The 23,668-nt window shown below is 74.1% G+C and carries 21 protein-coding genes; 12 read left to right on the top strand and 9 right to left on the bottom strand.

Going from position 1 to position 23,668, the window contains the following annotated elements; translation table 11 throughout:
- Positions 1-43: 43 nt before the first annotated feature.
- The 4 genes from ACIO92_RS14700 to ACIO92_RS14685 all read left to right on the top strand — a co-directional run bounded on the left by ACIO92_RS14700 (position 44) and on the right by ACIO92_RS14685 (position 4,116).
- The gene (locus tag ACIO92_RS14700; protein WP_366439797.1) at positions 44-1,234 is read left to right on the top strand and encodes an amidohydrolase family protein; all 1,191 of its coding nucleotides are present in this window, start codon (positions 44-46) and stop codon (positions 1,232-1,234) included.
- The gene (locus ACIO92_RS14695; protein WP_366439796.1) at positions 1,234-2,370 is read left to right on the top strand and encodes an acyl-CoA dehydrogenase; all 1,137 of its coding nucleotides are present in this window, start codon (positions 1,234-1,236) and stop codon (positions 2,368-2,370) included. The genes ACIO92_RS14700 and ACIO92_RS14695 overlap by 1 nt, the downstream gene beginning before the upstream one ends.
- Before the next feature lie 6 nt (positions 2,371-2,376).
- A complete protein-coding gene (locus tag ACIO92_RS14690) occupies positions 2,377-3,240 on the top strand; it encodes an acyl-CoA dehydrogenase family protein (protein WP_366439795.1) in 864 nt (287 codons plus the stop codon).
- Between the two features lie 432 nt (positions 3,241-3,672).
- Positions 3,673-4,116 carry an ATP-binding protein gene (locus ACIO92_RS14685; protein WP_366439794.1) on the top strand — a complete coding sequence of 148 codons (444 nt, stop codon included), beginning with the start codon at positions 3,673-3,675 and terminating at the stop codon, positions 4,114-4,116.
- Positions 4,117-4,297: 181 nt separating this feature from the next.
- Here the strand turns inward: ACIO92_RS14685 and ACIO92_RS14680 are convergent, their stop codons facing one another.
- On the bottom strand, positions 4,298-5,224 hold the full coding sequence (locus tag ACIO92_RS14680) for a cyclase family protein (protein ID WP_402281450.1): 927 nt from the start codon (positions 5,222-5,224) through the stop codon (positions 4,298-4,300).
- A 103-nt stretch (positions 5,225-5,327) separates the two neighbouring features.
- Here ACIO92_RS14680 and ACIO92_RS14675 point away from each other — a divergent pair, with 103 nt between their 5' ends.
- The 3 genes from ACIO92_RS14675 to ACIO92_RS14665 all read left to right on the top strand — a co-directional run bounded on the left by ACIO92_RS14675 (position 5,328) and on the right by ACIO92_RS14665 (position 9,000).
- Complete coding sequence (locus tag ACIO92_RS14675) at positions 5,328-6,362, top strand: SDR family NAD(P)-dependent oxidoreductase (protein WP_366439792.1); 1,035 nt, start codon at positions 5,328-5,330, stop codon at positions 6,360-6,362.
- The gene (locus ACIO92_RS14670; RefSeq protein WP_401236506.1) at positions 6,359-7,414 is read left to right on the top strand and encodes a Zn-dependent alcohol dehydrogenase; all 1,056 of its coding nucleotides are present in this window, start codon (positions 6,359-6,361) and stop codon (positions 7,412-7,414) included. Before ACIO92_RS14675 ends, ACIO92_RS14670 begins: the two co-directional genes overlap by 4 nt.
- Positions 7,415-7,788: 374 nt before the next feature.
- Positions 7,789-9,000 carry an MFS transporter gene (locus ACIO92_RS14665; protein ID WP_402281448.1) on the top strand — a complete coding sequence of 404 codons (1,212 nt, stop codon included), beginning with the start codon at positions 7,789-7,791 and terminating at the stop codon, positions 8,998-9,000.
- A gap of 197 nt (positions 9,001-9,197) precedes the next feature.
- Here ACIO92_RS14665 and ACIO92_RS14660 read toward each other — a convergent pair whose 3' ends face one another.
- Positions 9,198-10,190 carry a helix-turn-helix domain-containing protein gene (locus tag ACIO92_RS14660; protein ID WP_366439789.1) on the bottom strand — a complete coding sequence of 331 codons (993 nt, stop codon included), beginning with the start codon at positions 10,188-10,190 and terminating at the stop codon, positions 9,198-9,200.
- Positions 10,191-10,247: 57 nt separating this feature from the next.
- On the opposite strand from ACIO92_RS14660, the gene ACIO92_RS14655 reads away from it, so the two are divergent.
- From ACIO92_RS14655 to ACIO92_RS14640, 4 genes are all read left to right on the top strand, one after another.
- Positions 10,248-11,501 carry an MFS transporter gene (locus ACIO92_RS14655; RefSeq protein WP_366439788.1) on the top strand — a complete coding sequence of 418 codons (1,254 nt, stop codon included), beginning with the start codon at positions 10,248-10,250 and terminating at the stop codon, positions 11,499-11,501.
- 144 nt (positions 11,502-11,645) lie between these two features.
- A complete protein-coding gene (locus ACIO92_RS14650) occupies positions 11,646-12,962 on the top strand; it encodes an MFS transporter (protein ID WP_402056794.1) in 1,317 nt (438 codons plus the stop codon).
- Between the two features lie 13 nt (positions 12,963-12,975).
- Positions 12,976-13,278, top strand: a complete 303-nt coding sequence (locus tag ACIO92_RS14645; RefSeq protein WP_366439786.1) for a hypothetical protein — start codon at positions 12,976-12,978, stop codon at positions 13,276-13,278.
- Positions 13,257-13,481 (top strand): hypothetical protein, encoded by a 225-nt coding sequence (locus ACIO92_RS14640; RefSeq protein WP_366439785.1) that lies wholly within the window; start codon positions 13,257-13,259, stop codon positions 13,479-13,481. Before ACIO92_RS14645 ends, ACIO92_RS14640 begins: the two co-directional genes overlap by 22 nt.
- Before the next feature lie 146 nt (positions 13,482-13,627).
- Here the strand turns inward: ACIO92_RS14640 and ACIO92_RS14635 are convergent, their stop codons facing one another.
- A complete protein-coding gene (locus ACIO92_RS14635) occupies positions 13,628-15,244 on the bottom strand; it encodes an adenosine deaminase (RefSeq protein WP_402281444.1) in 1,617 nt (538 codons plus the stop codon).
- Between the two features lie 240 nt (positions 15,245-15,484).
- Here ACIO92_RS14635 and ACIO92_RS14630 point away from each other — a divergent pair, with 240 nt between their 5' ends.
- Entirely contained in the window at positions 15,485-16,498 is a 1,014-nt protein-coding gene (locus ACIO92_RS14630; protein ID WP_366439783.1) for an aminoglycoside phosphotransferase family protein, read from the top strand.
- Between the two features lie 91 nt (positions 16,499-16,589).
- Here ACIO92_RS14630 and ACIO92_RS14625 read toward each other — a convergent pair whose 3' ends face one another.
- The 6 genes from ACIO92_RS14625 to ACIO92_RS14600 form a co-directional block, all read right to left on the bottom strand.
- Positions 16,590-17,207 carry a flavin reductase family protein gene (locus ACIO92_RS14625; RefSeq protein WP_366439782.1) on the bottom strand — a complete coding sequence of 206 codons (618 nt, stop codon included), beginning with the start codon at positions 17,205-17,207 and terminating at the stop codon, positions 16,590-16,592.
- A 158-nt stretch (positions 17,208-17,365) separates the two neighbouring features.
- Positions 17,366-18,733 (bottom strand): hypothetical protein, encoded by a 1,368-nt coding sequence (locus tag ACIO92_RS14620; protein ID WP_402281442.1) that lies wholly within the window; start codon positions 18,731-18,733, stop codon positions 17,366-17,368.
- A gap of 78 nt (positions 18,734-18,811) precedes the next feature.
- Positions 18,812-19,636 (bottom strand): enoyl-CoA hydratase/isomerase family protein, encoded by an 825-nt coding sequence (locus tag ACIO92_RS14615; protein WP_401236525.1) that lies wholly within the window; start codon positions 19,634-19,636, stop codon positions 18,812-18,814.
- Positions 19,633-21,870: an acetate--CoA ligase family protein gene (locus tag ACIO92_RS14610; RefSeq protein WP_402281439.1), complete on the bottom strand. Its 2,238-nt coding sequence runs from the start codon at positions 21,868-21,870 to the stop codon at positions 19,633-19,635. The genes ACIO92_RS14615 and ACIO92_RS14610 overlap by 4 nt, the downstream gene beginning before the upstream one ends.
- A 209-nt stretch (positions 21,871-22,079) precedes the next feature.
- Positions 22,080-22,583, bottom strand: a complete 504-nt coding sequence (locus tag ACIO92_RS14605; RefSeq protein ID WP_366439777.1) for an RICIN domain-containing protein — start codon at positions 22,581-22,583, stop codon at positions 22,080-22,082.
- Positions 22,580-23,587 carry a helix-turn-helix domain-containing protein gene (locus ACIO92_RS14600; protein WP_402281436.1) on the bottom strand — a complete coding sequence of 336 codons (1,008 nt, stop codon included), beginning with the start codon at positions 23,585-23,587 and terminating at the stop codon, positions 22,580-22,582. The genes ACIO92_RS14605 and ACIO92_RS14600 overlap by 4 nt, the downstream gene beginning before the upstream one ends.
- Positions 23,588-23,668: the final 81 nt, after the last annotated feature.

Raw genomic sequence — 23,668 nt, 5'->3', positions numbered from 1 at the left:
ATCTGACGGGTCATCAGAAAAGCCTTCGGGAAGAGGACGGGCCATGACGGAACTGCCCCGCATCATCAGCGTCGACGACCATGTGATCGAGCCCGCCCACCTCTTCGACACCTGGCTGCCGAAGAAGTACCGGGACCGGGGCCCCCGCCCGCTCACCGCCGGGATCGGCGAGCTGGCGTACGTCGGCGGGAAGTACCGGATCACCATGGACCCCGCCGGGCCGCCCGCCGACTGGTGGATCTACGAGGACCTCAAGTTCCCGTACAAGCGGAACATCGCCGCCGTCGGCTTCGACCGCGACGACATGACCCTGGAGGGCATCACCCGCGAGGAGATGCGCCGGGGCTGCTGGGACCCGGCCGCCCGGCTGAAGGACATGGACCTCAACCACGTCGAGGCCTCCCTCTGCTTCCCCACCTTCCCCCGCTTCTGCGGACAGACCTTCGCCGAGGCCCACGACAAGGAGGTCGCCCTCGCCTGCGTCCGCGCCTACAACGACTGGATGGTCGAGGAGTGGTGCGGGGACAGCGGCGGACGCCTCGTCCCGCTCTGCATCATCCCCCTCTGGGACATCGGCCTCGCCGTCGCCGAGATCCGGCGCAACGCCGCCCGGGGCGTCAAGGCCGTCACCTTCTCCGAGATCCCCACCCACCTCGGCCTGCCGTCGATCCACTCCGGGTACTGGGACCCCTTCTTCGCCGTCTGCCAGGAGACCGGCACCGTCGTCAACATGCACATCGGCTCCAGCAGCCAGATGCCCGCCGCCTCCCCCGACGCCCCGCCCGCCGTCCAGGCCTCCCTCAGCTTCAACAACGCCATGGCCTCGATGATGGACTTCCTCTTCAGCGGCGTCCTGGTGAAGTTCCCCCGCCTCAAGCTCGCCTACAGCGAGGGCCAGATGGGCTGGATCCCGTACGCCCTCGAACGCGCCGACGACGTGTGGGAGGAGCACCGCGCCTGGGGCGGGGTCCGCGACCTGGTCCCCGAACCCCCCTCCACGTACTACTACCGGCAGATCTTCTGCTGCTTCTTCCGCGACAAGCACGGCATCGCCTCGCTCGACGTCGTCGGCCGCGACAACGCCACCTTCGAGACCGACTACCCGCACGTCGACTCGACCTTCCCGCACACCAAGGAGGTCGCCCTCGACCACGTCCGGGGCCTCGACGACGAGACCGTCTACAAACTCATGCGCGGCAACGCCATCCGTATGCTCGACCTCGGCATCGTCTGATGGACCTCGGCAGCACCCCCGAGGAGGAGGAGTTCCGGGCCCGCCTCAGGGAATGGCTCGCCACCGCCCTGCCCGCCCTCCCCGCCCGCCCCGACCCGCTGGACTGGCCCGCCCGCCGCGCCTACGACTGCGGCTGGCAGCGCAGGCTGTACGACGCGGGCTGGGCCGACGTCCACTGGGACGCCCCGCCGACCCAGCGCCTGATCTTCCTGGAGGAGACCGAACGCGCCGGAGCCCCCTACGTCGGCGCCAACTTCGTCGGACTCCTCCACGCGGGCCCCACCGTCGCCGCCGAGGGCACCCCCGCGCAGCGCGCCCGCTGGCTCCCGCCGGTCCTGCGCGGCGACGAGGTCTGGTGCCAGGGCTTCAGCGAACCCGGCGCGGGCTCCGACCTCGCCGCCCTGCGCACCCGGGCCGTCCGCGACGGCGACGACTACGTCGTCACCGGCCAGAAGATCTGGACCTCCCACGCCGAGGTCGCCGACTGGTGCGAACTCCTCGTCCGCACCGACCCGGCGGCCGGGTCCAAGCACCGGGGCATCAGCTGGCTCGCGATGCCCATGGACGCCCCCGGCGTCACCGTGCGCCCCCTGCGCACCCTCGCGGGCTCCACCGAGTTCGCCGAGGTCTTCCTCGACGAGGTGCGCGTCCCCGTGGAGAACCGCGTCGGCGAGGAGAACGACGGCTGGCGCGTCACCATGGTCACCCTCTCCTTCGAACGCGGCACCGCCTTCGTCGGCGAGGTCGTCGCCTGCCGCCGCCTCCTCGGCGAACTCGCCCGTACGGCCAGGAAGAACGGAACCTGGGACGATCCCGCCCTGCGCCGCCGCCTCGGCAGGCTCTCCGCCGAGTTCCTGGCCCTCTGGCGGCTCACCCAGGCCAACGTCAGCGAGGCCCGTGCGACCGGCGGGGTGCCGGGCACGGGCGGCTCCGTCTTCAAACTGCACTACTCGCACGCCCGCCAGGAGCTGTACGACACCGCCGCCGACGTCCTCGGCCCCGACGCGCTCGACCTCGGCCGCGACTGGACCCTGGACCGGCTGTCCTCGCTCTCGTACACGATCGCCGCGGGCACCTCCCAGATCCAGCGCAACATCGTCGCCGAGCGCGTCCTCGGCCTGCCGAAGGGCCGGTGACCCGCCGTGGACTTCCGACTCACCGACGACCAGCGGGCCCTGTGCCGGGGCGTGCGGGACCTCCTCGAAGGCCGCTTCGGGCGGACCGGACTACGGGCCGCCGTCGACTCCGGCGGCGCCCTGGACCGCGCGCTCTGGCGGGAACTCGGCGAAGCCGGGTTCTTCGCGCTCCGGCTCCCCGAGGCGGACGGCGGCGTGGGCCTCGGCCTCCCCGAGGCGGTCCTCGTCTTCGAGGAGGCGGGCCGGGCCCTGCTGCCCGGCCCGCTGGCCGCCACCCACGCGGCGGCCGGGACCGTGCCGGGCGCGGCGGACGGCTCCGTCGTCGTCACCTCCGTCGGGGAGGGCCTGGTCGCCTGGCTGGACGAGGCCGACGTGGTCGTCGGCGACGCCTCGGGCGCCGTCCCGATCCGCTCCCTCGACCCGCTGACCCCGCTGCACCGGGTGCCCGGCGCGCAGGACGCGGGCGGGCCCGCCGAGATCCTGCTCACCGCCGCCGAACAGGTCGGCGGCGCGGCGGCCACCACCGACATGGCGGTGGCCCACGCCAGGCAACGGGAGCAGTTCGGACAGGTGATCGGCGGGTTCCAGGCCGTCAAGCACCTGTGCGCCGGGATGCTGGTCCGCGCCGAACTGGCCCGCGCCGCCGTCCGCGCCGCCTCGCTCACCGCCGACCCGGTCGAGATCGCCGGGGCGAAACTCCTCGCCGACACGGCCGCCGCCGCCAACGCCCGGGACTGCCTCCAGGTCTTCGGCGGCATGGGCTTCACCTGGGAGGCGGACGTCCATCTGCATCTGAAACGGGCCTGGGTACGGGCCGGGCTGCGGCTGCCCGCCGCACGGGCGGAGGAGGTGCTCGCCGCCGCCCTGTGACCGGGCGGGGCCGCCGTCCTGTGAGGGGCGGTGGCCGGTTCGGCAAGGTGGCCGGTTCCGCAGGGTGACCGGGGGAGTCGCGCTCCGCGTCCACCGGATCACGGAACGTCGATACCGTGTTGTGCCCTCGGACGGGGTCGTCACGGCCCGGAGTCGGCCCCCGCCTCCGGTAACCTCCGTGGGATGCGAGTGCTCGTCGGCCCGGATCGTCCCGGCGCCACCCCCGGGGTGGCCCCGCGGCGGGGGACGCCCGCTTCCCGCGCCCGGCGTTCGACTCCCCGCGACGTGCGTCGCACAGTATGGAGCACGCGTACTCCTTCGCGCTGGAATATGCCCGAAGCGCTTGTTGCGGTGACTGTACGTCAACCATGCTGTCCCACAAGGGAATCACGTTCCGTGAAGGTGTGTCCGCTGGTTCGGATGGTGTGAGCGGTGCAGGTGCTTCAGGTTCAGTTGGAGGTCGGGGCCGACCCGGCCGAGGTGGGGCGGGCCAGGAGGTGGGCCCGCTCGCGGCTCGCGGGCTCGGGCATGGGGGACGACGAGCCGCTGGCGGAGACGCTGGTGCTGCTCATCTCCGAACTCGTCACCAACGCCGTGGTGCACACCGGCTGCCCGGCCGTGCTCCGGATGCTGTTCGGGGCCGAGGGCGGGGTGCGGGTCGAGGTCGCCGACCGCAGCGACCGTCCGCCGAGACCCCGGCACGCGCAGGGCGAGGACACCAACGGGCGTGGCCTGGAGCTGGTGGACGGTCTCGCGGACCGGTGGGGCTGGGAGCCCGAGGGGCGCGGCAAGAACATCTGGTGCGAGGTGGACCGGGCGCCGGCGGCCCCCGGGCACGGGCCGGGCGCGTGGGCCCCCGGACGGGTGCGCTGTTGACGGTTCGTGGCATTTTGCCCACTCTGGGGTGAGCGATTCGTGGCGAGGGGAGCCGAGGGCCGTGCGGTCCGGCGCATGTCCGGACGGCCCTCGACAGGTGCGGGTCGTGACCGGGTGGCGGCGTCCGTGCCGTGCTCGGGGCGCGCGCGAGCGCGCCGCCACCCGCGAGGACCGTGGGGGGTCACAGGACCGCCACCGGCGCCACCGGAGCGCCGGTGCCACCGGTGAAGGGCTCCGGCGTCGCGGAGAGCAGGAAGGAGTGGCGCCGCTCCTGTGCACAGGCTGTGGACAGTTCCTCCAGATTCCAGTTCTGCCCCTGGAGCATCCCCATCTCGACCAGGTCGAGGGCGTGCACCGGCATCCACAGGTCCTCGATCTCCGGCGGGAAGATCTCGAAGGTGAGGGTGTCGTCGGCGACGGCGGCCACGTCCCGCGCGTGGAACCACTCCGGGGTGCGGATCGAGAGCCCGGGGGACGGGAAGGCGTACCCGTGCCGGTCCCCGGCCAGGTACAGCCGCATCTGACCCGTCCGTACGAGCACCACGTCACCGGCGCGTACGGTCACCCCGCCGAAGTCGGCCGCCTCGTCCAGGTCCTCCGGGGTGACGGCGTGGTCGCCGGGCAGCCGGTCCACGCCCTTGGCGGCGGCCACGTCCAGCAGGACCCCGCGCGAGACGAGGTGCCGGGCGGTGTGGATGCCGCTGTACGCGGACCGGCCGTGCGCGGTGACCGAGCCGGCGGGGCGCCCGTTGTAGAGGCGGCCCGAGTGCGAGGCGTGGGTCAGGGCGTCCCAGTGGGTGCCCGCCTGGAGGCCGAGGGTCGCGGTGTCGTCGCTGGTGGCGACCGTGCCGGGGCCGAAGAGCTCCTGGTTGATCTGGACCATGGAGTGGAGCGGGTTCACCCGCCCGGGGATCATCCCGGTCTGCACGCCGTCCTGTTTCAGTTCGACGGCGAGCGGGACCCGCAGTCCGCTCCTGACGGTGGCGGCGGCCTCCCGCACCACCTCGTCGGTGATCAGGTTGAGGGTGCCGATCTCGTCGTCCCGGCCCCAGCGCCCCCAGTTGTTGACGCGCGCGGCGATCTCGTGGAATGCGGCGGGCAGCGACATCGGAGGCCTCCGGGGTCTTGTTATCCGGTATCTGACGGGTCGTAGAATCCGGTTCGACGAATGAATCTAACGGACCGTCAGAAACTGCGGGAAGGGGCCGGGCATGGGGAACTTCTTGGCTGGCAAGGTCGTCGCCGTGACGGGCGCGGGGCGGGGCATCGGCCGTGCCGTCGCCCTCGCGTGCGCGGCGGAGGGCGCGAAGGTCGTCGTCAACGACTACGGGGTGTCCATCGAGGGCGGGGAGCCCGCCTCCGAGGTCGCCCTCGGGGTGGTGAAGGAGATCGAGGCGGCGGGCGGCACGGCCGTCGCGGTCGCCGACGACATCGCGACGATGGCGGGCGGGCAGCGGCTCGTGGACGTGGCCCTCGCCGAGTACGGGCGGGTCGACGGGGTCGTGTGCGTGGCGGGCATCCTGCGCGAGCGGATGCTGTTCAACATGTCCGAGGAGGAGTGGGACCCGGTCGTGGCGACCCACCTCAAGGGCACGTTCACCGTCTTCCGGGCGGCCTCGGCGGTGATGCGCAAGCAGGGCGGCGGCACCCTGATCGGCTTCACCAGCGGCAACCACCAGGGCTCCGTGGCCCAGGCGAACTACTCGGCGGCCAAGGGCGGGATCATCTCGCTCGTACGGTCGGCGGCGCTCGGCCTCCACAAGTACGGAGTCACCGCCAACGCGGTCGCGCCGGTCGCGCGGACCCGGATGTCGGCCAACGTGCCGATGGAGCTGAAGGAGATCGGGGAGCCGGAGGACGTGGCCGCGCTCGTCGTCTACCTCCTCTCCGACCGGGCCAGGGAGGAGAGGATCACCGGGCAGGTGTACACGATCGCGGGTCCCAAGATCGCGGTCTGGGCCCAGCCGCGCGAACTGCGCGCCGGGTACGCGGAGGGCGGCGGCTGGACCCCGGAGCGCATCGCCGACTTCCTGCCGGGCACGGTGGGCGTCGACCCGATGCCGATGCTGGCCCGGCTGGAGGAGATGGCCAGGGCGGCGGCGGAGGGGGCCCGTCCGAACGCGGGGGCCCGTCCGGACGCGGGGGCCCGTCCGGACGCGGGCGGGTCCGGCGCTGCCGGTGTGTCCGGTGCGTCCGGCCCCGCCGAGGGCTCCGGTGCGTCCGGTGAGGCGGGTGCGTCGTCATGAGGGGCGTGGTCTTCGACGGGAAGCGGATCGAGGTCGTCGACGATCTGGAGGTCCGGGACCCGGGGCCCGGTGAGGTGCTGGTCCGGGTGGCCGCCGCCGGACTGTGCCACAGCGACCTCGCGGTGGTCGACGGGACGATCCCGTTCCCGGTGCCGGTGGTGCTCGGGCACGAGGGCGCGGGGGTCGTCGAGGCGGTGGGGCCCGGGGTCGTCCATGTCGGGCCCGGTGACCACGTGGCCCTGTCCACGCTCGCGAACTGCGGTGCCTGCGCCGACTGCGACCGGGGACGGCCCACGATGTGCCGGAAGGCCATCGGGCGGCCGGGGCGCCCGTTCTCGCGGACCGGCGACGGCACCCCGCTGTACCAGTTCGCGTCGAACTCGTCGTTCGCCGAGCGGACCGTCGTCAAGGCGGTCCAGGCGGTGCGCATCCCGGAGGACATCCCGCTGACCTCGGCCGCGCTCATGGGCTGCGGGGTGCTGACCGGGGTCGGGGCGGTGCTGAACCGGGCGAGGGTCGGCCGGGGCGAGACCGTCGTCGTCATCGGCACCGGGGGCATCGGGCTGAACGTCCTCCAGGGGGCCCGGATCGCGGGCGCCCTGACGATCGTGGCCGTGGACACCAACCCGGCGAAGGAGGAGGTGGCGCGGCGGTTCGGCGCGACCCACTTCCTGTCCTCGGCGGACGGTGTGCGGGAGATCCTGCCGACCGGCGCCGACCACGTCTTCGAGTGCGTCGGGCACACCGGGCTGGTCCGCACGGCCGTGGACCTGCTCGACCGGCACGGGCAGGCGGTCCTCCTCGGCATGACCGGCCCGAAGGCGGAGGCGACGTTCCTGCCCGCCGCGATGTTCCTCGACAAGTCGATCCTGGGCTGCCGTTACGGTTCCTCCCGCCCCCAGCGGGACATCGCCCTGTACGCGGAGCTGTACCGCACGGGCACCCTCCTGCTCGACGAACTCGTCACCGCCACCTACCCGGTGGAGGACTTCGCCCGCGCGGTGGAGGACGCGGAGGCGGGGAAGGTGGCCCGGGGCGTCCTGACCTTCTGACCACGGCGGGCGGACCGAGCACCGACCGCTTGCCGGGCGACCGCTTGTCGGGCGGCCCGTCGCGGGCGGTCCGCCGCCGTCCGGCCCGGCCTCGGCCGACCTGCGGGCAGGGCCCGGACGCCCCCGGCCCGTCCTGCTTCCGGCGGGTTGGCCTCCGGGGCCCGCCCGGTCGCCGTCCGGCTCGCAGGGGGGCCGCGCGCTCCGGGCCTGCCGGCCCTGACCGTCGGCCCCGACCGTCCGCCCCGACCGTCCGCCCCGGCCCGTCCGCCCCGCCCCGCCCCGCCCCCAGGGCGAGTCCGGTGGGGGCGGGTCCTCCCGTACGGGCGGCCCGGCGCCCCTGGGCAACAGGGGCGTCAGCCCCTACGGTCCTGGTCATGTCCTACCGTTCGCTCGCCACCCGTCCCGTCCTCCTCTGGTCCGCCGTCACCGTCACCGGGCGGCTGCCCGTCGCCATGGCGCCGCTCGCGCTGGTGTTCCTGGTGCGGGAGCGGCCGGGCGGGTACGCGCTCGGGGCGGTGCTCGCCGCCGCGTACGTCCTCGGGGAGATCATCGCCGCCCCCGTCCTCGGGATGCGGATGAAGGCCGAACGGGCCCGGCCGCAGCTCGCCGCCGGGCTCGCGGCGGGCGCCGCCGGGTTCCTCGGCATCGGGTTCTGGCCCGGCGCCCACCCCGTCGTCCTCGCCGCCTTCGCGCTGCTCGCGGGTGCCGGGCCCGCCGCCGTGCCCGGCGGGATGCGGGCCCTGCTCACCCGCCTGGTCCCGGAGCGGGCCATCACCCAGGCGATGAGCATGGAATCGGTACTGACCTTCGGCATCTGGGCCGCCGCCCCCGCCCTCGCCACCGGGCTCGCGCTCGGCATCGACCCCGCCCTCCCGCTGCTGCTCGCCGGGACGTCCATGGCCCTCTCCACCGCCGGACTCTGGCTGCTCCCGCCCGGCTGGTCCAGCGGGCCGCAGGAGAAGGGCGCGTCCGTACGGCGGGCACTGCTCGCCGCCTGGCCCGTCTACCTCATGGGCGCGGGCGCCATGACCCTGCTCGCGCTCGCCGAGCTGACCCTGCCCGCCCTCCTCGAACAGCGCGGGATCGGGATCGGCTGGACGGGCCCGCTGCTCGCCGGGTTCTCGGTCGCCTCGGCCGTCGGCGCCTTCGTGTACGGCCTCCGGGGCGGCTGGCCCGGCAGACTGCCGGTGCAGTCGCTGGTCCTGATCCTGGGCGTGACCGCCGGGGTCGCGCTGGTCGCCGTCCTGCCCGGAACACCGGCCATCGGACTGGCCCTGGCCTGCGCCGGACTCCTCATGGCCCCCGCCAGCCTCGCCCGCAACCTGACGCTCCGGCAGCTCCTGCCGCCGTCCGCGCTCGCCGCCGGATACTCCGTGATGTACGCGGCCGTCGGCGCGGGCTACGCGGTGAGCGGCGCCCTCGCGGGCGGACTGCTCCACGTGGTGGCCCCCTCGACGGCCATCCTCTGCGGGGTCGGCCTGACCCTGCTGCTCACCCTCGCCGGTGCGCTGGGCGAGCACCGCGCGGACCGCCGGAGCCCCGCCCCCCTGCCGGAGGAGGCTCCGGCCCGGAAGGCGACCCGGTAGGACGGCGGACCCCGGGGCCAGGGGCCCTACGGGGATGCCCTCTGCCCCCGGGATCTCCCCGGCCCGTACGGGAAGGCGATCCCCATCCCCTACGGACTTTCCCGGCCCGTAGGGAGAGCCCCGGGCCGTACGGGATCTCCATGCCCCCTACGGGTGTCTCCCCAGGGCCCGGCCCGTAGGGGAGGACCGGCCGCCCCTCAGACCGTCTCCCTCTCCGCCCCGGCCCCCGCCCGGAACGTGCGCCGGTACGACGTCGGGGTCACCCCGATCGCGCCCATCAGGTGCACCCGCAGCGACTGGGCCGTGCCGAAGCCCGCGTCCCTGGCCACCCGGTCGACGGGCAGCCCGGTGGTCTCCAGGAGGTGCCGGGCCCGCTCCACGCGCTGCTGGGTGAGCCACTGGCCGGGGCTGATGCCGACCTCGTCGCGGAACCGGCGGGTGAACGTCCGTACGCTCATCGCCTCCTTCTCCGCGAGGTCCCGCAGCTGGATCGGCTCGTGCAGCCGGGCCAGGGCCCAGGCCCGCGCGGCGGTCGTGGTGTGGGTGCCCGCCTGCGGCAGCGGGCGCTCGATGTACTGGGCCTGCCCGCCGTCCCGGTGCGGCGGCACGACCGTCCTGCGGGCCACGTCGTTGGCGACCGCCGACCCGTGGTCGCGGCGCACGATGTGCAGGCACAGATCGATCCCGGCGGCCACGCCCGCCGAGGTGAGGACGTCGCCGTCGTCGACGAAGAGGACGTCGGCGTCGACCCGGACCCGGGGGAAGACCCGCTGGAAGTGCGCGGCGGTCGCCCAGTGCGTGGTGGCCGGGCGCCCGTCGAGGTATCCGGCGGCGGCGAGCACGTACCCGCCGGTGCAGATGGAGACCAGCCGGGTGCCGGGCCGGATGTGGGCGAGGGCGGCGGCCAGTTCCCCGGTGAGCCGCCCCTCGTCGAAGACCGGCCCCAGCTCGTAGGAGGCGGGGACCACGACGGTGTCGGCGGTGGCGAGGACCTCCGCACCGTGCTCGACGTGTATGGAGAAGTCGGCGTCGGTGGGGACCGGCCCGGCCGTCGGGGCGCAGGTGACGATCTCGTACAGGGGGTTCCCCGAGGCGTCCCGGGCGCGCCCGAAGATGCGGTGCGGGATGCCCAGTTCGAAGGGGAGGAGGCCGGGCAGGGCGAGGACGGCGACACGGTGCGGTGACGGCACGGGCGGTGCTCCCTCCGAAATTCAGTGGTGGTTCAGACCAGTCACTGATAGCTCTTCGTGTCCGTGACGGACAACACGTACAAGTCTGAGGCCGCCGAACGGATTCCCGTACCGGCCGAGCCGCCCGCACTGTGGAACCGCAACTTCCGGCTCTTCTTCGTCGCCCGCGCGGTCGCCGTCTTCGGCGAGGGCACCGTCCCGGTCGCCTTCGCCGCCGGGCTCCTCGGCGCCGGGCACTCCGGCGCCACCGTCGGTTACGCGCTCGGCGGCTGGACCGCCGCCTTCGCGCTCTTCGTCCTCTTCGGCGGGGTCCTCGCCGACCGGTTCACCGCCCGCCGGATGATGATCCTCGCCGATCTGCTGCGGCTCCCCGGCGCCGCGGTCCTCGCCGTCTCCTTCGCGCTCGGCAGCCCGCCCCTGTGGGCGGTCTACACCCTCTCGGTCCTCATGGGCGTCGGCGCCGCCCTCTTCCAGCCGGGCGTCGCCTCCACGATCCCGCGCATAGCCCCCGACGTGCAGCGCGCCAACGCGGTGCTGCGCGTCGCCGAAGCCCTCATGACCATGGCGGGACCGGCCGCCGCCGGTCTGCTCGTCGCCCTCTGGGGCGCGGGCTCCGCCTTCGCCGTCAACGGCGCCACGTTCGCGGCCAGCGCCCTCTGCCTCGTCCTGCTGCGGATGGCCCCGCTGCCCTCGGACTCGATCCGGCGCGCCTCCCTCGGGGTCGAACTCGTGGGTGGCTGGCGCGAGTTCACCGCCCGGAAGTGGCTCTGGGGGGTCATCTCGATCTGGACGGTGTACGGGCTGACCGTCGCGGGGCCCATGGTGCCGCTCACCGCGAGCCTGGTCACCGAGGACCACGGCGCGGCCACGTACGGCGTGCTCATGGCCGTCAACGGGGCGGGCAGTGCCGTCGGCGGTCTCCTCGCGCTCCGGGTCCGCCCGCGCAAGCCGCTCGCGGCGGGGGCGGTCGCCCTCCTCGGGCTCCCCGTGGGCCTCGTGCTGCTCGGACTCGGCGCGCCGGTGGCGCTGCTCGGCGCGGGCCAGTTCATCGGCGGCGCGGCCTTCGCGTTCTGGCTGGTGATGTGGTCGACGGCGGTGCAGACGCACGTACCGCAGGAGGCGCTGAACCGGATGCACGCGTACGACGTGGCCGGTTCGCTCCTGATGATGGGCGTCGGCCGCACCCTGTCGGGCCCGGTGGCGGGGCTGGTCGGCACGGAGACGGTCCTGCTCACGGGCGCGGGCATCGCGGTACTCGTGGTGTGCGCGCTGCTGGTGGTCCGTCCGATCAGGACGCTGCCACGGGTGTAGGGGCCGGGGGGGCGGGGAGGGCCCGGCGGGAGCCCGCCGTGTCCCCCCGGCGGCCCGGCGGGCTCCCGTCCCGTGTCCCGATCCGTTCGAAAGCTGTCGTTCGGGCCAATGGTCCGGTGCCGGGCGGGCCGCGATGCTCGTGGCATGGCCCAGACGACCGAGACGCCCGCCCGTACGCCTGACGGACGGGCACCCCGCACGCCCCGCACCCCCCGTGTCCACCGCGCCTGGTCCGTCGCGGCGGTCACCTTCGTCACGATCATCGGGGCGGCGGGCTTCGCCTCCCTGCCGGGCCTGCTGATCGAGCCCCTGCACGGCGAGTTCGACTGGTCGCGGGGCACGATCGGCTTCGCCGTCTCGGTGAACCTGGCCCTCTACGGCCTCACCGCCCCCTTCGCCGCCGCCCTCATGGACCGTTTCGGCATCCGCCGGGTGGTCGCCGTCGCCCTGACGGTCATCGCCGTCGGATCGCTGCTCACCGTGTGGATGACGGCCGCCTGGCAGCTCGTCCTCTTCTGGGGCGTCCTCGTCGGGCTCGGCAGCGGCTCCATGGCGCTGGCCTTCGCGGCGACCGTCACCAACCGCTGGTTCACCGCCCGCCGGGGTCTGGTGACCGGCATCCTCACCGCCGCCGGGGCCTCCGGGCAGCTCGTCTTCCTGCCGCTGCTGTCCTGGCTGGTCGAGCACCACGGCTGGCGTCCCGCCGCCGTGACGGTCGCGCTCGCCGCGCTCGCCGTGGTCCCGTTCGTGTGGCTGCTGCTGCGCGACCATCCGGCGGACGTCGGGCTCGCCCCGTACGGCGGGGAGTACGCGGAGAAGCCCGCGCCCGTGACCGGCGCCGCCCGGCGTGCGGTCGGCGTGCTCATCGAGGCGGCCCGCACCGGCCCCTTCTGGCTTCTCGCGGGCACCTTCGCGATCTGCGGGGCGTCCACGAACGGCCTGGTCAAGACGCATTTCGTGCCCGCCGCCCATGACCACGGGATGCCCGTCACCGCGGCGGCGGGACTGCTCGCGGTGATCGGGGTGTTCGATGTGGTCGGGACGATCGCCTCGGGCTGGTTCACCGACCGTTTCGAGGCGCGCAGGCTCCTCGCCGTCTACTACGCGCTGCGCGGGATCTCGCTGCTGTTCCTGCCGATGCTGCTCGCGCCGACGGTCCGGCCGCCGATGGTGTTCTTCATCGTCTTCTACGGTCTGGACTGGGTGGCGACGGTCCCGCCGACGATCGCGCTCTGCCGTGAGCACTACGGAGAGGACTCGGCGATCGTCTTCGGCTGGGTGCTCGCCTCCCACCAGATCGGCGCGGCGGTGGTCGCGTTCGCGGGCGGGCTCGCCCGGGACGTCTTCGGCGGTTACGACGTGGTCTGGTACGCCTCGGGCGCGCTGTGCGCGGCGGCGGCGCTGATGGCGCTGGTGATCAGGAGGCCCCGGACGCGGGCGCCCGTCATGGCGGGAGCATGACGATCCTCGGGGGGTGATCGCGATGAGCGGTCCGGCCGAAGGACGCACGCCCGCCCGCATGGTGAGGGTCTCGGTGCTGGCGCTGTTCCTGCGAGGCGCGCTGTTCATGGTCCTGAAGGTGGTGCTCGGCGATGCCGGGCAGCCGGCGGAGGACGGTTCGCTGCTCGGTCCGCTCCAGCTCTTCGGGCTTCCGTTCGTGACGCTGCTGGGGCTGCTGGCGGCGGTCGTGGTGTCGGCGGTGGTCGTCCTGCCCGCCGTGCCGGGCGGCGAGGGACTCGCGCGGAAGGTCGGCGGGTGCCCGATCGGCGGCGGCTGACACTCGCGGGCGCCCTCCTGGTCCCGTTCGCCGGATGGTGGGCCTGGCCGGTGGGCGCGGCGGTCCTGGTGGTGACGGTCGTGCTGACCCGCCCGGCCCGCCGGGGCTGGTTCGTGCGCCCGCTGTACTGGGGCACGCTCGCGGTCCTGGTCACGCCGGTCCTCGGGGGCGTCGGCCTGAGCACGGGCACGATCGCCACCTGAGCCCCGGATCCCGGCCCGGGGCCGGTGAACACGGAAGCGTCCGGCCCCCGGGACGGGGGCCGGACGCTCGTGGGATCAGGCCGGGACCGTGCGGACCGGGTTCGGCCCGGCGGGTCCGGCGGGCCCGGTCGTGGACCGGGACCGGTTCAGCGGACCGGGGCCGCGTGGGCCGTCTCGAAGGCGGCGAAGGAGGACTCCTGGCGCCATTCGAGGGCGGCCTTGGGGCTGCCCTCGACGAGACGGCGGCAGGCGGCGGAGCGCACCGGGGTGCCGGGCCGCTCGCCCCGGCAGGCGGGGACGGTGCGGTAGCCCTCGGTGGTCGGGTTGCCGCGCCACAGGCTGGCGCCGGGGAGGAACGCGTACTCCAGGGAGGCGCGCGCGAGGTCCTTCAGCTGCGGGTACGACAGGCCGTAGGTGCGGGCCGCGTACTGGTACTCGTGGGTGATGTCGATCCGGGAGACGCCCGGGTCGTCGGTGGCGAGGACGACCGGCACGCCGTAGGCGCGGTACGTCTCGAAGGGGTGCTCGGCGCCCCGGACGCCGAGGATCTGGGCGTTGCTGGTGAACGGCACCTCGACGGCGACCTCGCGGGCGGCCATCGCGCGGGCCGTGGCCTGCCAGTCGTTCTCGTGGACGAGGTCCACGCCGTGGCCGACGCGGTCGGTGCGGGCCGTGCCGACGGCCTCGGCGATGTGGAAGGTGAGGTCCTCGGGCTTGACCAGACCGGGCCACAGCTCGCCCGCGTGCAGGGTCACACGGGCCTGGGGGTAGACGCCGCGCAGATAGGCGATCATCCGCATCTGGAGGCGGTAGTTCTTCAGGGAGCTGTCCCAGTCCTCCGGCTGGACCAGGTTGACGGCGACGTACCGGCCGTCCCGCTCGGAGAGCCGCATCCCGAGGGCGAGCTGGGTGAAGACCCGCTCGGGCGAACTGCCGCGCGAGACCTGGGAGATCCAGCGCACGGTGAGGCCGCAGTCGGGCCGTTCGCGCGCGGTGCCGCACCCGGCGGCCTCCCGGAACTCGGCGTCGCCGTCGTCGGTCTCCTCGACCGCCTCCCTGACGACGGAGTCGAGGCGGCCCCCGGCCGTGAGCTTGCGGTGGAGGGCGGCGAGGTCCGGGTCCCAGCCGACCTCGGCGGCGAGCTTCTTGGCGCTGTCGGAAGCCGGGGTGATCATGGTTTCGAGGTACGACTGGTTCTGTGCGGCGACGCCGTCCGCGAACTCGGCGAGCATCTTGCCCCGGTTGCGCCAGGTCACCTCGCCGAACTTGTCGAACGTGTCGAAGAAGTGGTCGTGGCCGTTGCCGCCGGGCGGGAAGTCCTGCATGGACCAGGCGCGGATCAGGTCCTCGCGGAAGGCGCGGTCGGTGCGCGCGTCGGCGGCGGGCCGGGTGCCGGGGCCGCACGGCGGGACGACCGCCGCCAGGGTGTCGGTCCGCACGCACAGCCCGTCCTCGGCGGCGAGCTGGATCAGGTACTCGGTGGAGACGGCACCCGAGAGGTGGTTGTGCAGCTCGCCGCCCTTGGGCATCGACCGGAAGAACGCCCTGAGCCGGGCGGGCCGTTCGCGCACGGACGCGAGATAGGCGTCCGTACGGGCCTCGGCGGGGGTGGGCACCCGGGAGGCGGCGGGTCCGGCGGCCGGGACGGCGGTCCCGGGGAGGGCGGCGGCGGGGAGGGCGGCGCTCAGGGGCAGCAGGGTGAGCGCGGCCACGGCGGCCGGGAGGAACCGGCGGCGCGTGGAGGGTCGTGGGGGCGTATTCACCCGAGCATGATCGTGACCGGTGGGCGCCCCCCGGGCCGGTTGCGACGGATGGAGGGACACCTTCACCCGGCCGGGTGAAGGGAAGCGCCTCGAACGGGTGATCTTCGCTATCACGTTCGAGTGAATGCCGGGGCGGGTGCCGCGGTCGGACCGGGACCGCCACCGCTCCGGGGCCGGGCCCCCGGCCCGGCGCGCCTATTTCGGGTGCGTCGGCCGGAACGCCGGTGGTGGAATCGGGCGATGAGGACGAGCGAAGAGCCGGAGACGGTGGTGGACCGGGGGCAGTACCCGGACGCGGTGACGCCCTGGGACGACCGGGAGTGGCGGCGGGAGGTCCTCGGCTGGGCCGGGCGGGAACTCGCCGCGCACGGCAGGAGCGGGACCGGGCCGCGCGAGGTGCGGGTGCGCCCGTGGTCGGTCCTGATGCGCCTGCGCACGGGGGAGGGCGAGCGGGACGCGGTCTGGCTGAAGGCGGGCGCGCCGTCCAACTCCTTCGAGGCGGGGCTCTCCGGGGCGCTCGCGGAGTGGGCGCCGCAGGACGTGATGGCGCCGCTCGCGGTGGACGCGGAACGCGGCTGGACGCTGCTGCCGGACGGGGGGCCGCTGTTCCGGAGGGTGCTCGACGCGGGGGCGGCGGGCCCGGCGGAGTGGGCGTCGGCGGTCGGCCGGTACGCGCGGATGCAGCGGCGGCTGCTGCCGTACGCGGACCGGATGGTGGGGCTCGGGGTGCCGGGCGCCCGGACGCGGGACCTGCCGGAGGTCTTCGACGCGCTCGTCGAGGGCAATCCGCTGTTCGGCACGGCCGAGCGGGCCGCGCTGCGGGGGCGGCGGTCCCGGCTCGTCGACCTGTGCGCGGAGCTCGACGCGTACGGCGTGCCCGACTCGCTGGACCACTGCGATCTGCACGACGGCCAGATCCTCACCCCGGCACCGGGCCGGTTCACCTTCTTCGACTGGGGGGACGCCTGTGTGGCGCACCCCTTCGGCAGTCTCCTCGTCCCGGTGCGGGCGGTGGCGGAGCGGTACGGTCCCGGGGCCGTGGCCCCGCTGGTGGACGCGTATCTGGAGCCGTGGGCGGACCTGGGCCCCTCGGCCGGGGAACTGCGCGGGGCGGCGCTCCTCGCGGTGCGGCTGGCGGCGCTGGGCCGCGCGGGCTCCTGGTTCCGTCTCTTCCCCGGCACCCCGCTCGCCGACAGCCGTGAGGCGAGCGCCCATTGGGTGCGGGAACTGTTCGCGGCCGAGGACGCCTGGTGACGGGGCGGGAGGGCGAGGCGGAGGGGGCGGGCCGGTGACGGTGGCGGTGCGGGCCGCCGGACACCGGGGGATCGCCCGTACCGCCCCCGCCTCAGTCGTCGAGGCGGTCGAACCGGCCGAACCGGCCCCGGTGGAAGAGCAGGGGGTCCCCGGTCCCGGCCGCGTCGAGGGCCTCCACGCGGCCGACCACGATCAGATGGTCGCCGCCGGTGTGGACGGCGGTGATCGCGCAGTCGATCCAGGCGGGCGCGCCGGTCAGCCGGGGGGAGCCGGTCACCGGGGCGGGCGCCCAGTCGACGCCCGCGAACTTGTCGGTGCCGCTGACGGCGAAGGACCGGCACAGTCCGTCCTGCCCGGCGCCGAGCACATTGACGCAGAAGGCGCCCGCGGCGGCGATCCGGGGCCAGGTCGTGGACGTACGGGCGACCATGAAGGCGACGAGCGGCGGGTCGAGGGAGAGGGAGGCGAAGGACTGGCAGGCGAATCCGGCCGGTCCCTCCGGGGCGAGGGCGGTCACGACGGTGACGCCGCTCGCGAAGTGGCCCAGGACGCGGCGGAACTCGGCCGGGTCGAGGGGCGGTCGCTCGTCGTCCCGTACCGCGCGCAGCACGGGCCGGGGCAGTGGTTCCACGGCCGTCGGCGAACCGGCCGCTCTCAGGTGTCGGACGGCGCTGGCCGCCATCCCCGCGTGTCCCATCACACCGCCCATTGAAACTGACGACTCGTCAGATGGGAACCCCCCGGGGCGACGGACGGTTCCGTCGCCCCGGGGGCTTCGCGTACGAGGGGGAGCGGATCGGCCCGCGGGCCGCCCGGTCTCCCCGGGAGCGGATCGGCCCGGGGCCGCCCGGTCTCCCCGGTGCGGGATCAGCCCGCGACCGCCCCGGTCGCCCGGGTCCAGGCGACCCCCGAGAGGCCCCCGGTCCGGTGCGCGGTCACCCTGACGGTGATCTTCGTGCCGCGCTGGGCCTTGGTGAGGGTGAACGTGCCCCGGGTGGCCCCGGCGACGGCCCGCCCGTTCGCGTACCACTGGTAGGCGTACGAGGTGGGCGCGGGCGTCCACGTCCCCCGGTTCAGGGTGAGCGTCCGCCCGACCTTGACCGTCCCGGTCAGGACGGGCGCCTTGGTCGCCTTGGGGGCCGCGCCCTTGGCGACGGTCAGCCCGGCGGAGGTGGCCGTGCCGCTGAGGTGTCCCGTGCGGTGCGCGGTCACGGTGACCGTCAGCTTCTTGCCGAGGACGGACGCCGGGACGACGTACGAGGACGCGGTGGCCCCGGCGATCGCGGCCCCGTTCGCCCGCCACTGGTAGGCGTACGAGGTCGGGGCGGGCGACCAGGTCCCCGCGAGGGCCGTCACCCTGCCGCCCACCCGGACGGAACCCGAGAGGGCGGGGGCCTTCGTCGCCTTCGGTGCCGCGCCCTTCACCAGCACGGACCCGCTGACGGCGGTGACCGTCGGATGCCCGGCCCGGCCGGCGGTGACGGCCACGGACAACCGCTTGCCGAGCAGTGACGCGGGCGGCGTGTACGAGGACGCGGTGGCCCCGGCGATCGCGGCCCCGTTCGCCCGCCACTGGTAGGCGTACGTCTCACCCGCCGGACTCCAGACCCCGGCCGAGGCCGTCACCTTGCCGCCGACGACGCTGCTGCCGGAGACGACGGAGACGACGGAGACGACGGAGACGACGGAGACGACGGGGACGGCGGTGGCCCGGAGGGCGGCGACGACGGTGACGCCGGACCGCTGGTACTCCCAGCCGTAGTGCGTGATCACACTGGCGTGGAGGTTGCCGGGCGGGGCGCCCGTCAGGTCGAGCGCGACCCTCATGCTCCGCCGGTCGGGGGAGACGGAGACCGTCGTCGACTCGGCGCGGTAGTCCTGGGTGTACAGCCTGACCCGGTCCGTGTCGCGCAGCGCCGCGCCGGTGACCGTCATGATGACCTTGCCGCGCCCCAGAACGGCGGGACCGAGGGTGCCGACGGTCCGTTCTTCCGGGCCGCAGACCGTCGCCGCACAGGTGACCGTCGCCGACACCGCGGTGGAGGCCCCGGCCGGGTTCTCCGGCAGCCCGACGGTGGCCGACGCCGCGACCGGGGCCGTGACCGGAGCCGTGGCCGCGAACGCCGTCCCCGCCGGGAGCATCGGGCCGAGCAGGGCCGTCAGCAGGGCGGGGACCAGCAGCGCGGTTCTGGGCGAGTGTCTGGATCTTTCGCGCGAACGCGCGGAATGGAGCATGTTTCCGTTCCCCCCCCGGAGCGGTGTGTGTCATATCCGCGTCACACCCTAGGGGCAGCCCTGACACTCGGCGCGCGACTATTTCCCCTCGTAGCGGGCCTCCCGGCGTTCCACGAAGCTCGCCACGCCCTCCCGGGCGTCCCGCGTCGTCATGTTGAGTTCCTGCGCCGTCGCCTCCGCCGCGAAGGCGGTCGCCCGGTCGGTGTCCAGGGCCGCGTTCACCAGTTGCTTGGTGAGGGCCAGGGCCCGGGTCGGGCCCCGGGCGAGGCGTTCCGCCCACTCCGTGGCCGTCTTCTCCAGGTCCTCCGCCGGGACGACCCGGTTCACCAGGCCCCACTCCCGCGCGTCCGCCGCCGACAGCGCGTCCCCGAAGAACATCAGCTCCTTGGCCCGCTGCGGCCCGATCAGCCGGGGCAGCAGATACGCCCCGCCGCCGTCCGGGACCAGGCCCCGCCGGACGAACACCTCGATGAAGCGGGCGGATTCGGCGGCCAGGACCAGGTCGCAGGCGAACGCCAGGTGCGCCCCGATCCCCGCCGCCGTCCCGTTCACCGCCGCGATCACCGGCTTCTCGCAGTCCAGTACGGCTCCGATGAACCGCTGGGCCCCGCGCCGGATGGTCCGGGCGACGTCCCCGGCGGTCCGCTCGCCGGTCGCGGGTGCGCCCCGCAGATCGGCGCCCGCGCAGAAGCCGCGTCCGGTGGCGGTGATCACCACGGCCCGTACGGCGGGGTCGGCGGAGGCCGCTTCGAGCAGGGCGACGATCCGTTCCCGCTGGTCCCAGGTGACCGCGTTCATCGCCTCGGGACGGTTGAGGACGATCCGGGAGACGCCGTTCCCGACGGTGTGCAGCAGGTCCTCGGCGTGCGGCGGGTTCTCGGTGTGCGCCGGGTCCTCGGTCATGCCAGGGGCTCCTGTCGGCAGACGGCGAGCGCGTCCAGGGCCACCGCGCCCTGGCCGCGCGGCAGCACCATCAGCGGGTTGATGTCGAGTTCGGCGAGGTCGCCGTCGAGTTCGAGGGCCATGCGCTGGACGCGCAGGACGACTTCGACGAGGGCGTCGACGTCGGTGGGCGGGGCGCCCCGGACGCCGTCGAGGAGGGCCCGGCCGCGCAGTTCGCCGAGCATGGAGCGGGCTTCCCGCTCCCCGAACGGCGGGACGCGTACGGCGGCGTCGTCGAGGACCTCCACCAGGACCCCGCCGAAACCGACCGTGACGGTCGGGCCGAACAGGTCGTCGCGGGTGACGCCGACGACCATCTCGACCCCGCGTCCGACCATCTGGCAGACGAGGATGCCGTCGAGGTCGACGGACTCGAAGCGGGCGATGTCGGTGAGTTCGCGGTAGGCGTCCCGCACCTGGCTGGCGGAGGTCAGTCCGACCTTCACCAGGCCGAGTTCCGTCTTGTGGGCGAGCTGGGCGCCGGAGGCCTTCATCACGACGGGGTAGCCGACGAGCCCGGCGGCCCGGACGGCCGCCGCCGCGCTGGTGACGAGCTGTTCGCGGGGGACCCGTATGCCGTAGGCGCGCAGGAGCTGTTTCGCGCCGTGCTCGCTGAGCCGGTGGCCGGGCCGCATGAGGGCCTGGGCCTTGCGGAAGGAGGGGGAGGAGGTCCGGGGGGCCTCGTCGAAGGGGGAGCGGTAGGCGGCGGTGAAGCGGTGGTGGTCGAGGTAGGACTTCACGGCGCCGATGCAGTTGGCGAAGGTGCGGAAGGTGGCGACGCGGGAGGAGCCGAGGAGGGTGGTGCGGTAGGCGTCCTCGGTGCCGACCGGGGAGCCCCAGACCACGCAGACGAGCTTGTCGGTGGCCTCGGCGGCGTCCACGAGGTCCTGGGCGAGCTTGTCGCTCATGGGAGGGAAGGGGCCGGTGATCGGACAGATGAGGACGCCGACGGAGGGGTCGGCGAGGATCGCGTCGATGATCTTCCGGCCGCGCCAGTCGCCGACGGGGTGGCCGCCGTTGTCGACGGGGTTGGCGACGTTCAGGTACTCCGGGATCCAGGTGTGGAGTTCGTCCTGCTTGGCTTCCTGGAGGGTGGGCAGCTGAAGTCCGGCGGCGGTGGCGAGGTCCGCGAAGTGGGCGCCGGTGCCGCCGGAGATGGAGTAGACGACGACGCCCTCGGCCTGCGGGCGGCGGGCGCGGGCGAGCAGGGTGGCGGTGTCCTGGAGCTGGTCGAGCCCGTCGACGCGGATGACGCCGTACTGGCGCATGGCGGCGTCGACGACCCGGTCGGCGCCGGTGAGCTTGCCGGTGTGGGAGGCGGCGGTGCGGGCGCCGGTCTCGGTGCGGCCGACCTTGACGGCGACGACGGGGACGCCGTTGCGGGCGGCGCGGTCGGCGGCGAGGAGGAAGGAGCGGCCGTCCTTGAGCCCTTCGACGTAGCAGGCGATGGCGCCGACCTCGGGGCGTCCGGCGAAGTAGGAGAGGAAGTCGGCGGTCTCCAGGTCGGCCTCGTTGCCGGTGGGGGCCCAGTGGGAGAGGCGGACGCCGATGTCCTGGAGGGAGAAGACGGGCCGTCCCTGGTGACCGGACTGGGTGATGAGGGCGACGGCGGGGCCTTCGAGGTCCTCGCGGAAGTGTTCGAAGGCGTTGAGGTTGGTGTTGGGGCCGAGGAGGCGGAGCCCCGAGCGGCGTACGGCGGCGGCGAGCCGTTCCTGTGCGGCGGCGCCCGCCTCGCCGGTCTCGGCGAAGCCGGAGGCGAAGGCGACGGCGAACCTGACCTTGGTGTCGGCGAGCTGCTCGATGACGGGCAGCGGGTCGGCGACGAGGAGGACGGCGAGGTCGACGGGTTCGGTGAGGGCGGCGACGGACGGGACGCAGTCGATCCCGAAGACGCTGGTACGGGTGGGGTGGACGGGCACCAGACGGGCGCCGACGCGTTCGGCCCAGGAGAGGAGCTGCCGGGTGATGCCGGTGTTGGGGCGGCCCTCGGTGTCGGAGGCGCCGACGACGGCGACGGACTCGGGCCGGAAGAAGCGGTCGAGGTCGGGTACGGGGGCGTGCAGCGGGCGTCCGCTGACGTCCAGGTCGCCGGGGGCGGCGGTGGTGCCGTGCACGGCCTCGCGGTCCGGCTCCCCGCAGGCGACCACACGGGCGCGGAGTCCGGCCGTGAAGGTGCCGTGAGTCGATCCAAGCATGTGTTCCGCCCGCCCTTCACCCATCTCGTATACACCTGACGCTTAGTCAGATTACCGAACTGACAGTCAGTCAGGAATGGTTGTGCGCGGGGAAGCGTGAACGGGCGGTACGGGAGAGGCGCGGATCGTCCGGGGGGCGGGGCCTTTCGGCCCTTCCGGCCGCCTCCGGTCCCTTCCGGCCGGACCGGCCGGAAGGGACCCGGAAGGGGTCAGTACAGCCAGCGCTGGTTGTCGCCGCCGTTGCAGTCCCACTGGATCAGACCGGTGCCGTTGGCGGAGGAGGCGCCCGCCGCGTCGAGGCAGAGGCCGGAGTTCCGGTTGCGCAGCCGGAAGCTGCTGTTGGGGAGGTTCTCCACCTTCCACTGCTGGTTGGTGCCGTTGTTGCACGACCACTGGATGGCCTGGGTGCCGGGGGCCGTGGAGCCCTGCGGGATGTCGAGGCAGCCGTTCTGCTCGTTCGCGAGCCGCACGTAGCCGCCGCCTGCGGCGGCGAACGTCCACCGCTGGTCGGGGTTGCCGTTGCAGCTCCAGAGGATGGCGTAGCCGCTGCCGTCGATCCCGATGCAGGAGTTGTTGTCGGCCAGGTAGCTGGGGATGGAACTGCCCACCGCCGACGCGGTCGGCGCCCCGGCGAGCGCCGTGCCCAGGACGGCCGCGAGGCCGGTCGTCACGGCGGCGGCGCGGCCGAGGAGGCGGTTCGTTGCGCGGGTCATCGCGGGTTCCTCTCGATGGAGACGTACGGATATGGGTGCTGGTGCTGGTGCTGGTGCTGGTGCGCGTTCGCGGGGTGTGGTGTCCCGCCGTGATCCGAGTCTTGTCGTGGGGCTCCGGCCGGGTCTTGTACGAATGCGAAGGACGAGGTGCTGTCCTGGGCGACGGTCGGCCAGGCGCAGCCGGGGGCCAGGTGGTTCAGGAAGCGGCCGGGCGGCAGTCCGGTCAGGGTCCTGAACTCGCGGGACAGGTGCGGCTGGTCGCTGAATCCGGCGGTGTGCGCGGTGTCGGTCTGGCTGCGGCCGGTGGCGAGCAGGCCGATGGCCCGTTCCATGCGCAGGGCCCGCGCCAAACGCTTGGGGGAGAGCCCGATCTGTTCGCGGAAGCGGAGTTCCAGCAGTCGGCTGCTCCACCGGGTGCGGGCCGCGATGTCCCGGACGGTCAGGGTGCCCGCCGAGCGGGTGATGAGGTCCCAGGCGTGCAGGACGGTCGGGGAGGGCGCGCGGGCGGCGTCGGCGGAGGCGGTCCAGCGCAGCAGGTGCCGGTCGAGGACGTCGAAGCGGGCACGGGGGCCGGGGGCCGTGCGGAGGTCCTCGGCGAGGGAGGGGAGACAGCGGCCGAGGACGGCGTCGGCCTCCACGACGGCGTCGGCGAGTTCGCCCAGGGGGGCGTCGAACAGCAGCCGGGCGACCCAGGGCAGGACGCTGATCTCGACGCCCTCGGCGGTTCCCCGGTGGCCGAGGAGCTTGGGGTGGAGGTGGGGGCCGTAGAAGGCGGAGGCCCGGCGGAGCGACACGGGCGCGTCCGGTCCCGTGTGTCCGGCCGACATCTCCCCGTCGAGGCCGATGAAGAGGGAGACGGCGCCGCCGGGGGCGAAGATCCGTTGCCGGGGGCCGTCTCCGGTCAGACGGTAGGAGCAGTAGCCGACGACTCCGGGCCGAAGCCGTGGGTCGGGCCGGGTGAGGATCAGTTCGCAGTCTCCCCGGGCGCACGTGTGACGTCGCATTTCCGTCCCTCTTCGGGGGCCGCAGGACCCCCGCCAATAGGTCTAGACCACTAGGGCGGGAGGGAGGACGCGCGAGGGGCC

It is taken from the genome of Streptomyces sp. NPDC087215 (genome assembly GCF_044744885.1).
GTDB lineage: Bacteria > Actinomycetota > Actinomycetes > Streptomycetales > Streptomycetaceae > Streptomyces.
This window is presented reverse-complemented; position numbering and strand designations above follow the sequence as displayed.

What these genes read in the sequence shown, in the direction of transcription:
- ACIO92_RS14600 (WP_402281436.1), bottom strand. Translation starts at nt 23,587, where the DNA reads ATGCGACGTCACACGTGCGCCCGGGGAGACTGCGAACTGATCCTCACC.
- ACIO92_RS14625 (WP_366439782.1), bottom strand. Translation starts at nt 17,207, where the DNA reads ATGGGCGGTGTGATGGGACACGCGGGGATGGCGGCCAGCGCCGTCCGA.
- ACIO92_RS14675 (WP_366439792.1), top strand. Translation starts at nt 5,328, where the DNA reads ATGGGGAACTTCTTGGCTGGCAAGGTCGTCGCCGTGACGGGCGCGGGG.
- ACIO92_RS14670 (WP_401236506.1), top strand. Translation starts at nt 6,359, where the DNA reads ATGAGGGGCGTGGTCTTCGACGGGAAGCGGATCGAGGTCGTCGACGAT.
- ACIO92_RS14665 (WP_402281448.1), top strand. Translation starts at nt 7,789, where the DNA reads ATGTCCTACCGTTCGCTCGCCACCCGTCCCGTCCTCCTCTGGTCCGCC.
- ACIO92_RS14650 (WP_402056794.1), top strand. Translation starts at nt 11,646, where the DNA reads ATGGCCCAGACGACCGAGACGCCCGCCCGTACGCCTGACGGACGGGCA.
- ACIO92_RS14620 (WP_402281442.1), bottom strand. Translation starts at nt 18,733, where the DNA reads ATGCTCCATTCCGCGCGTTCGCGCGAAAGATCCAGACACTCGCCCAGA.
- ACIO92_RS14680 (WP_402281450.1), bottom strand. Translation starts at nt 5,224, where the DNA reads ATGTCGCTGCCCGCCGCATTCCACGAGATCGCCGCGCGCGTCAACAAC.
- ACIO92_RS14605 (WP_366439777.1), bottom strand. Translation starts at nt 22,583, where the DNA reads ATGACCCGCGCAACGAACCGCCTCCTCGGCCGCGCCGCCGCCGTGACG.
- ACIO92_RS14615 (WP_401236525.1), bottom strand. Translation starts at nt 19,636, where the DNA reads ATGACCGAGGACCCGGCGCACACCGAGAACCCGCCGCACGCCGAGGAC.
- ACIO92_RS14610 (WP_402281439.1), bottom strand. Translation starts at nt 21,870, where the DNA reads ATGCTTGGATCGACTCACGGCACCTTCACGGCCGGACTCCGCGCCCGT.
- ACIO92_RS14695 (WP_366439796.1), top strand. Translation starts at nt 1,234, where the DNA reads ATGGACCTCGGCAGCACCCCCGAGGAGGAGGAGTTCCGGGCCCGCCTC.
- ACIO92_RS14630 (WP_366439783.1), top strand. Translation starts at nt 15,485, where the DNA reads ATGAGGACGAGCGAAGAGCCGGAGACGGTGGTGGACCGGGGGCAGTAC.
- ACIO92_RS14700 (WP_366439797.1), top strand. Translation starts at nt 44, where the DNA reads ATGACGGAACTGCCCCGCATCATCAGCGTCGACGACCATGTGATCGAG.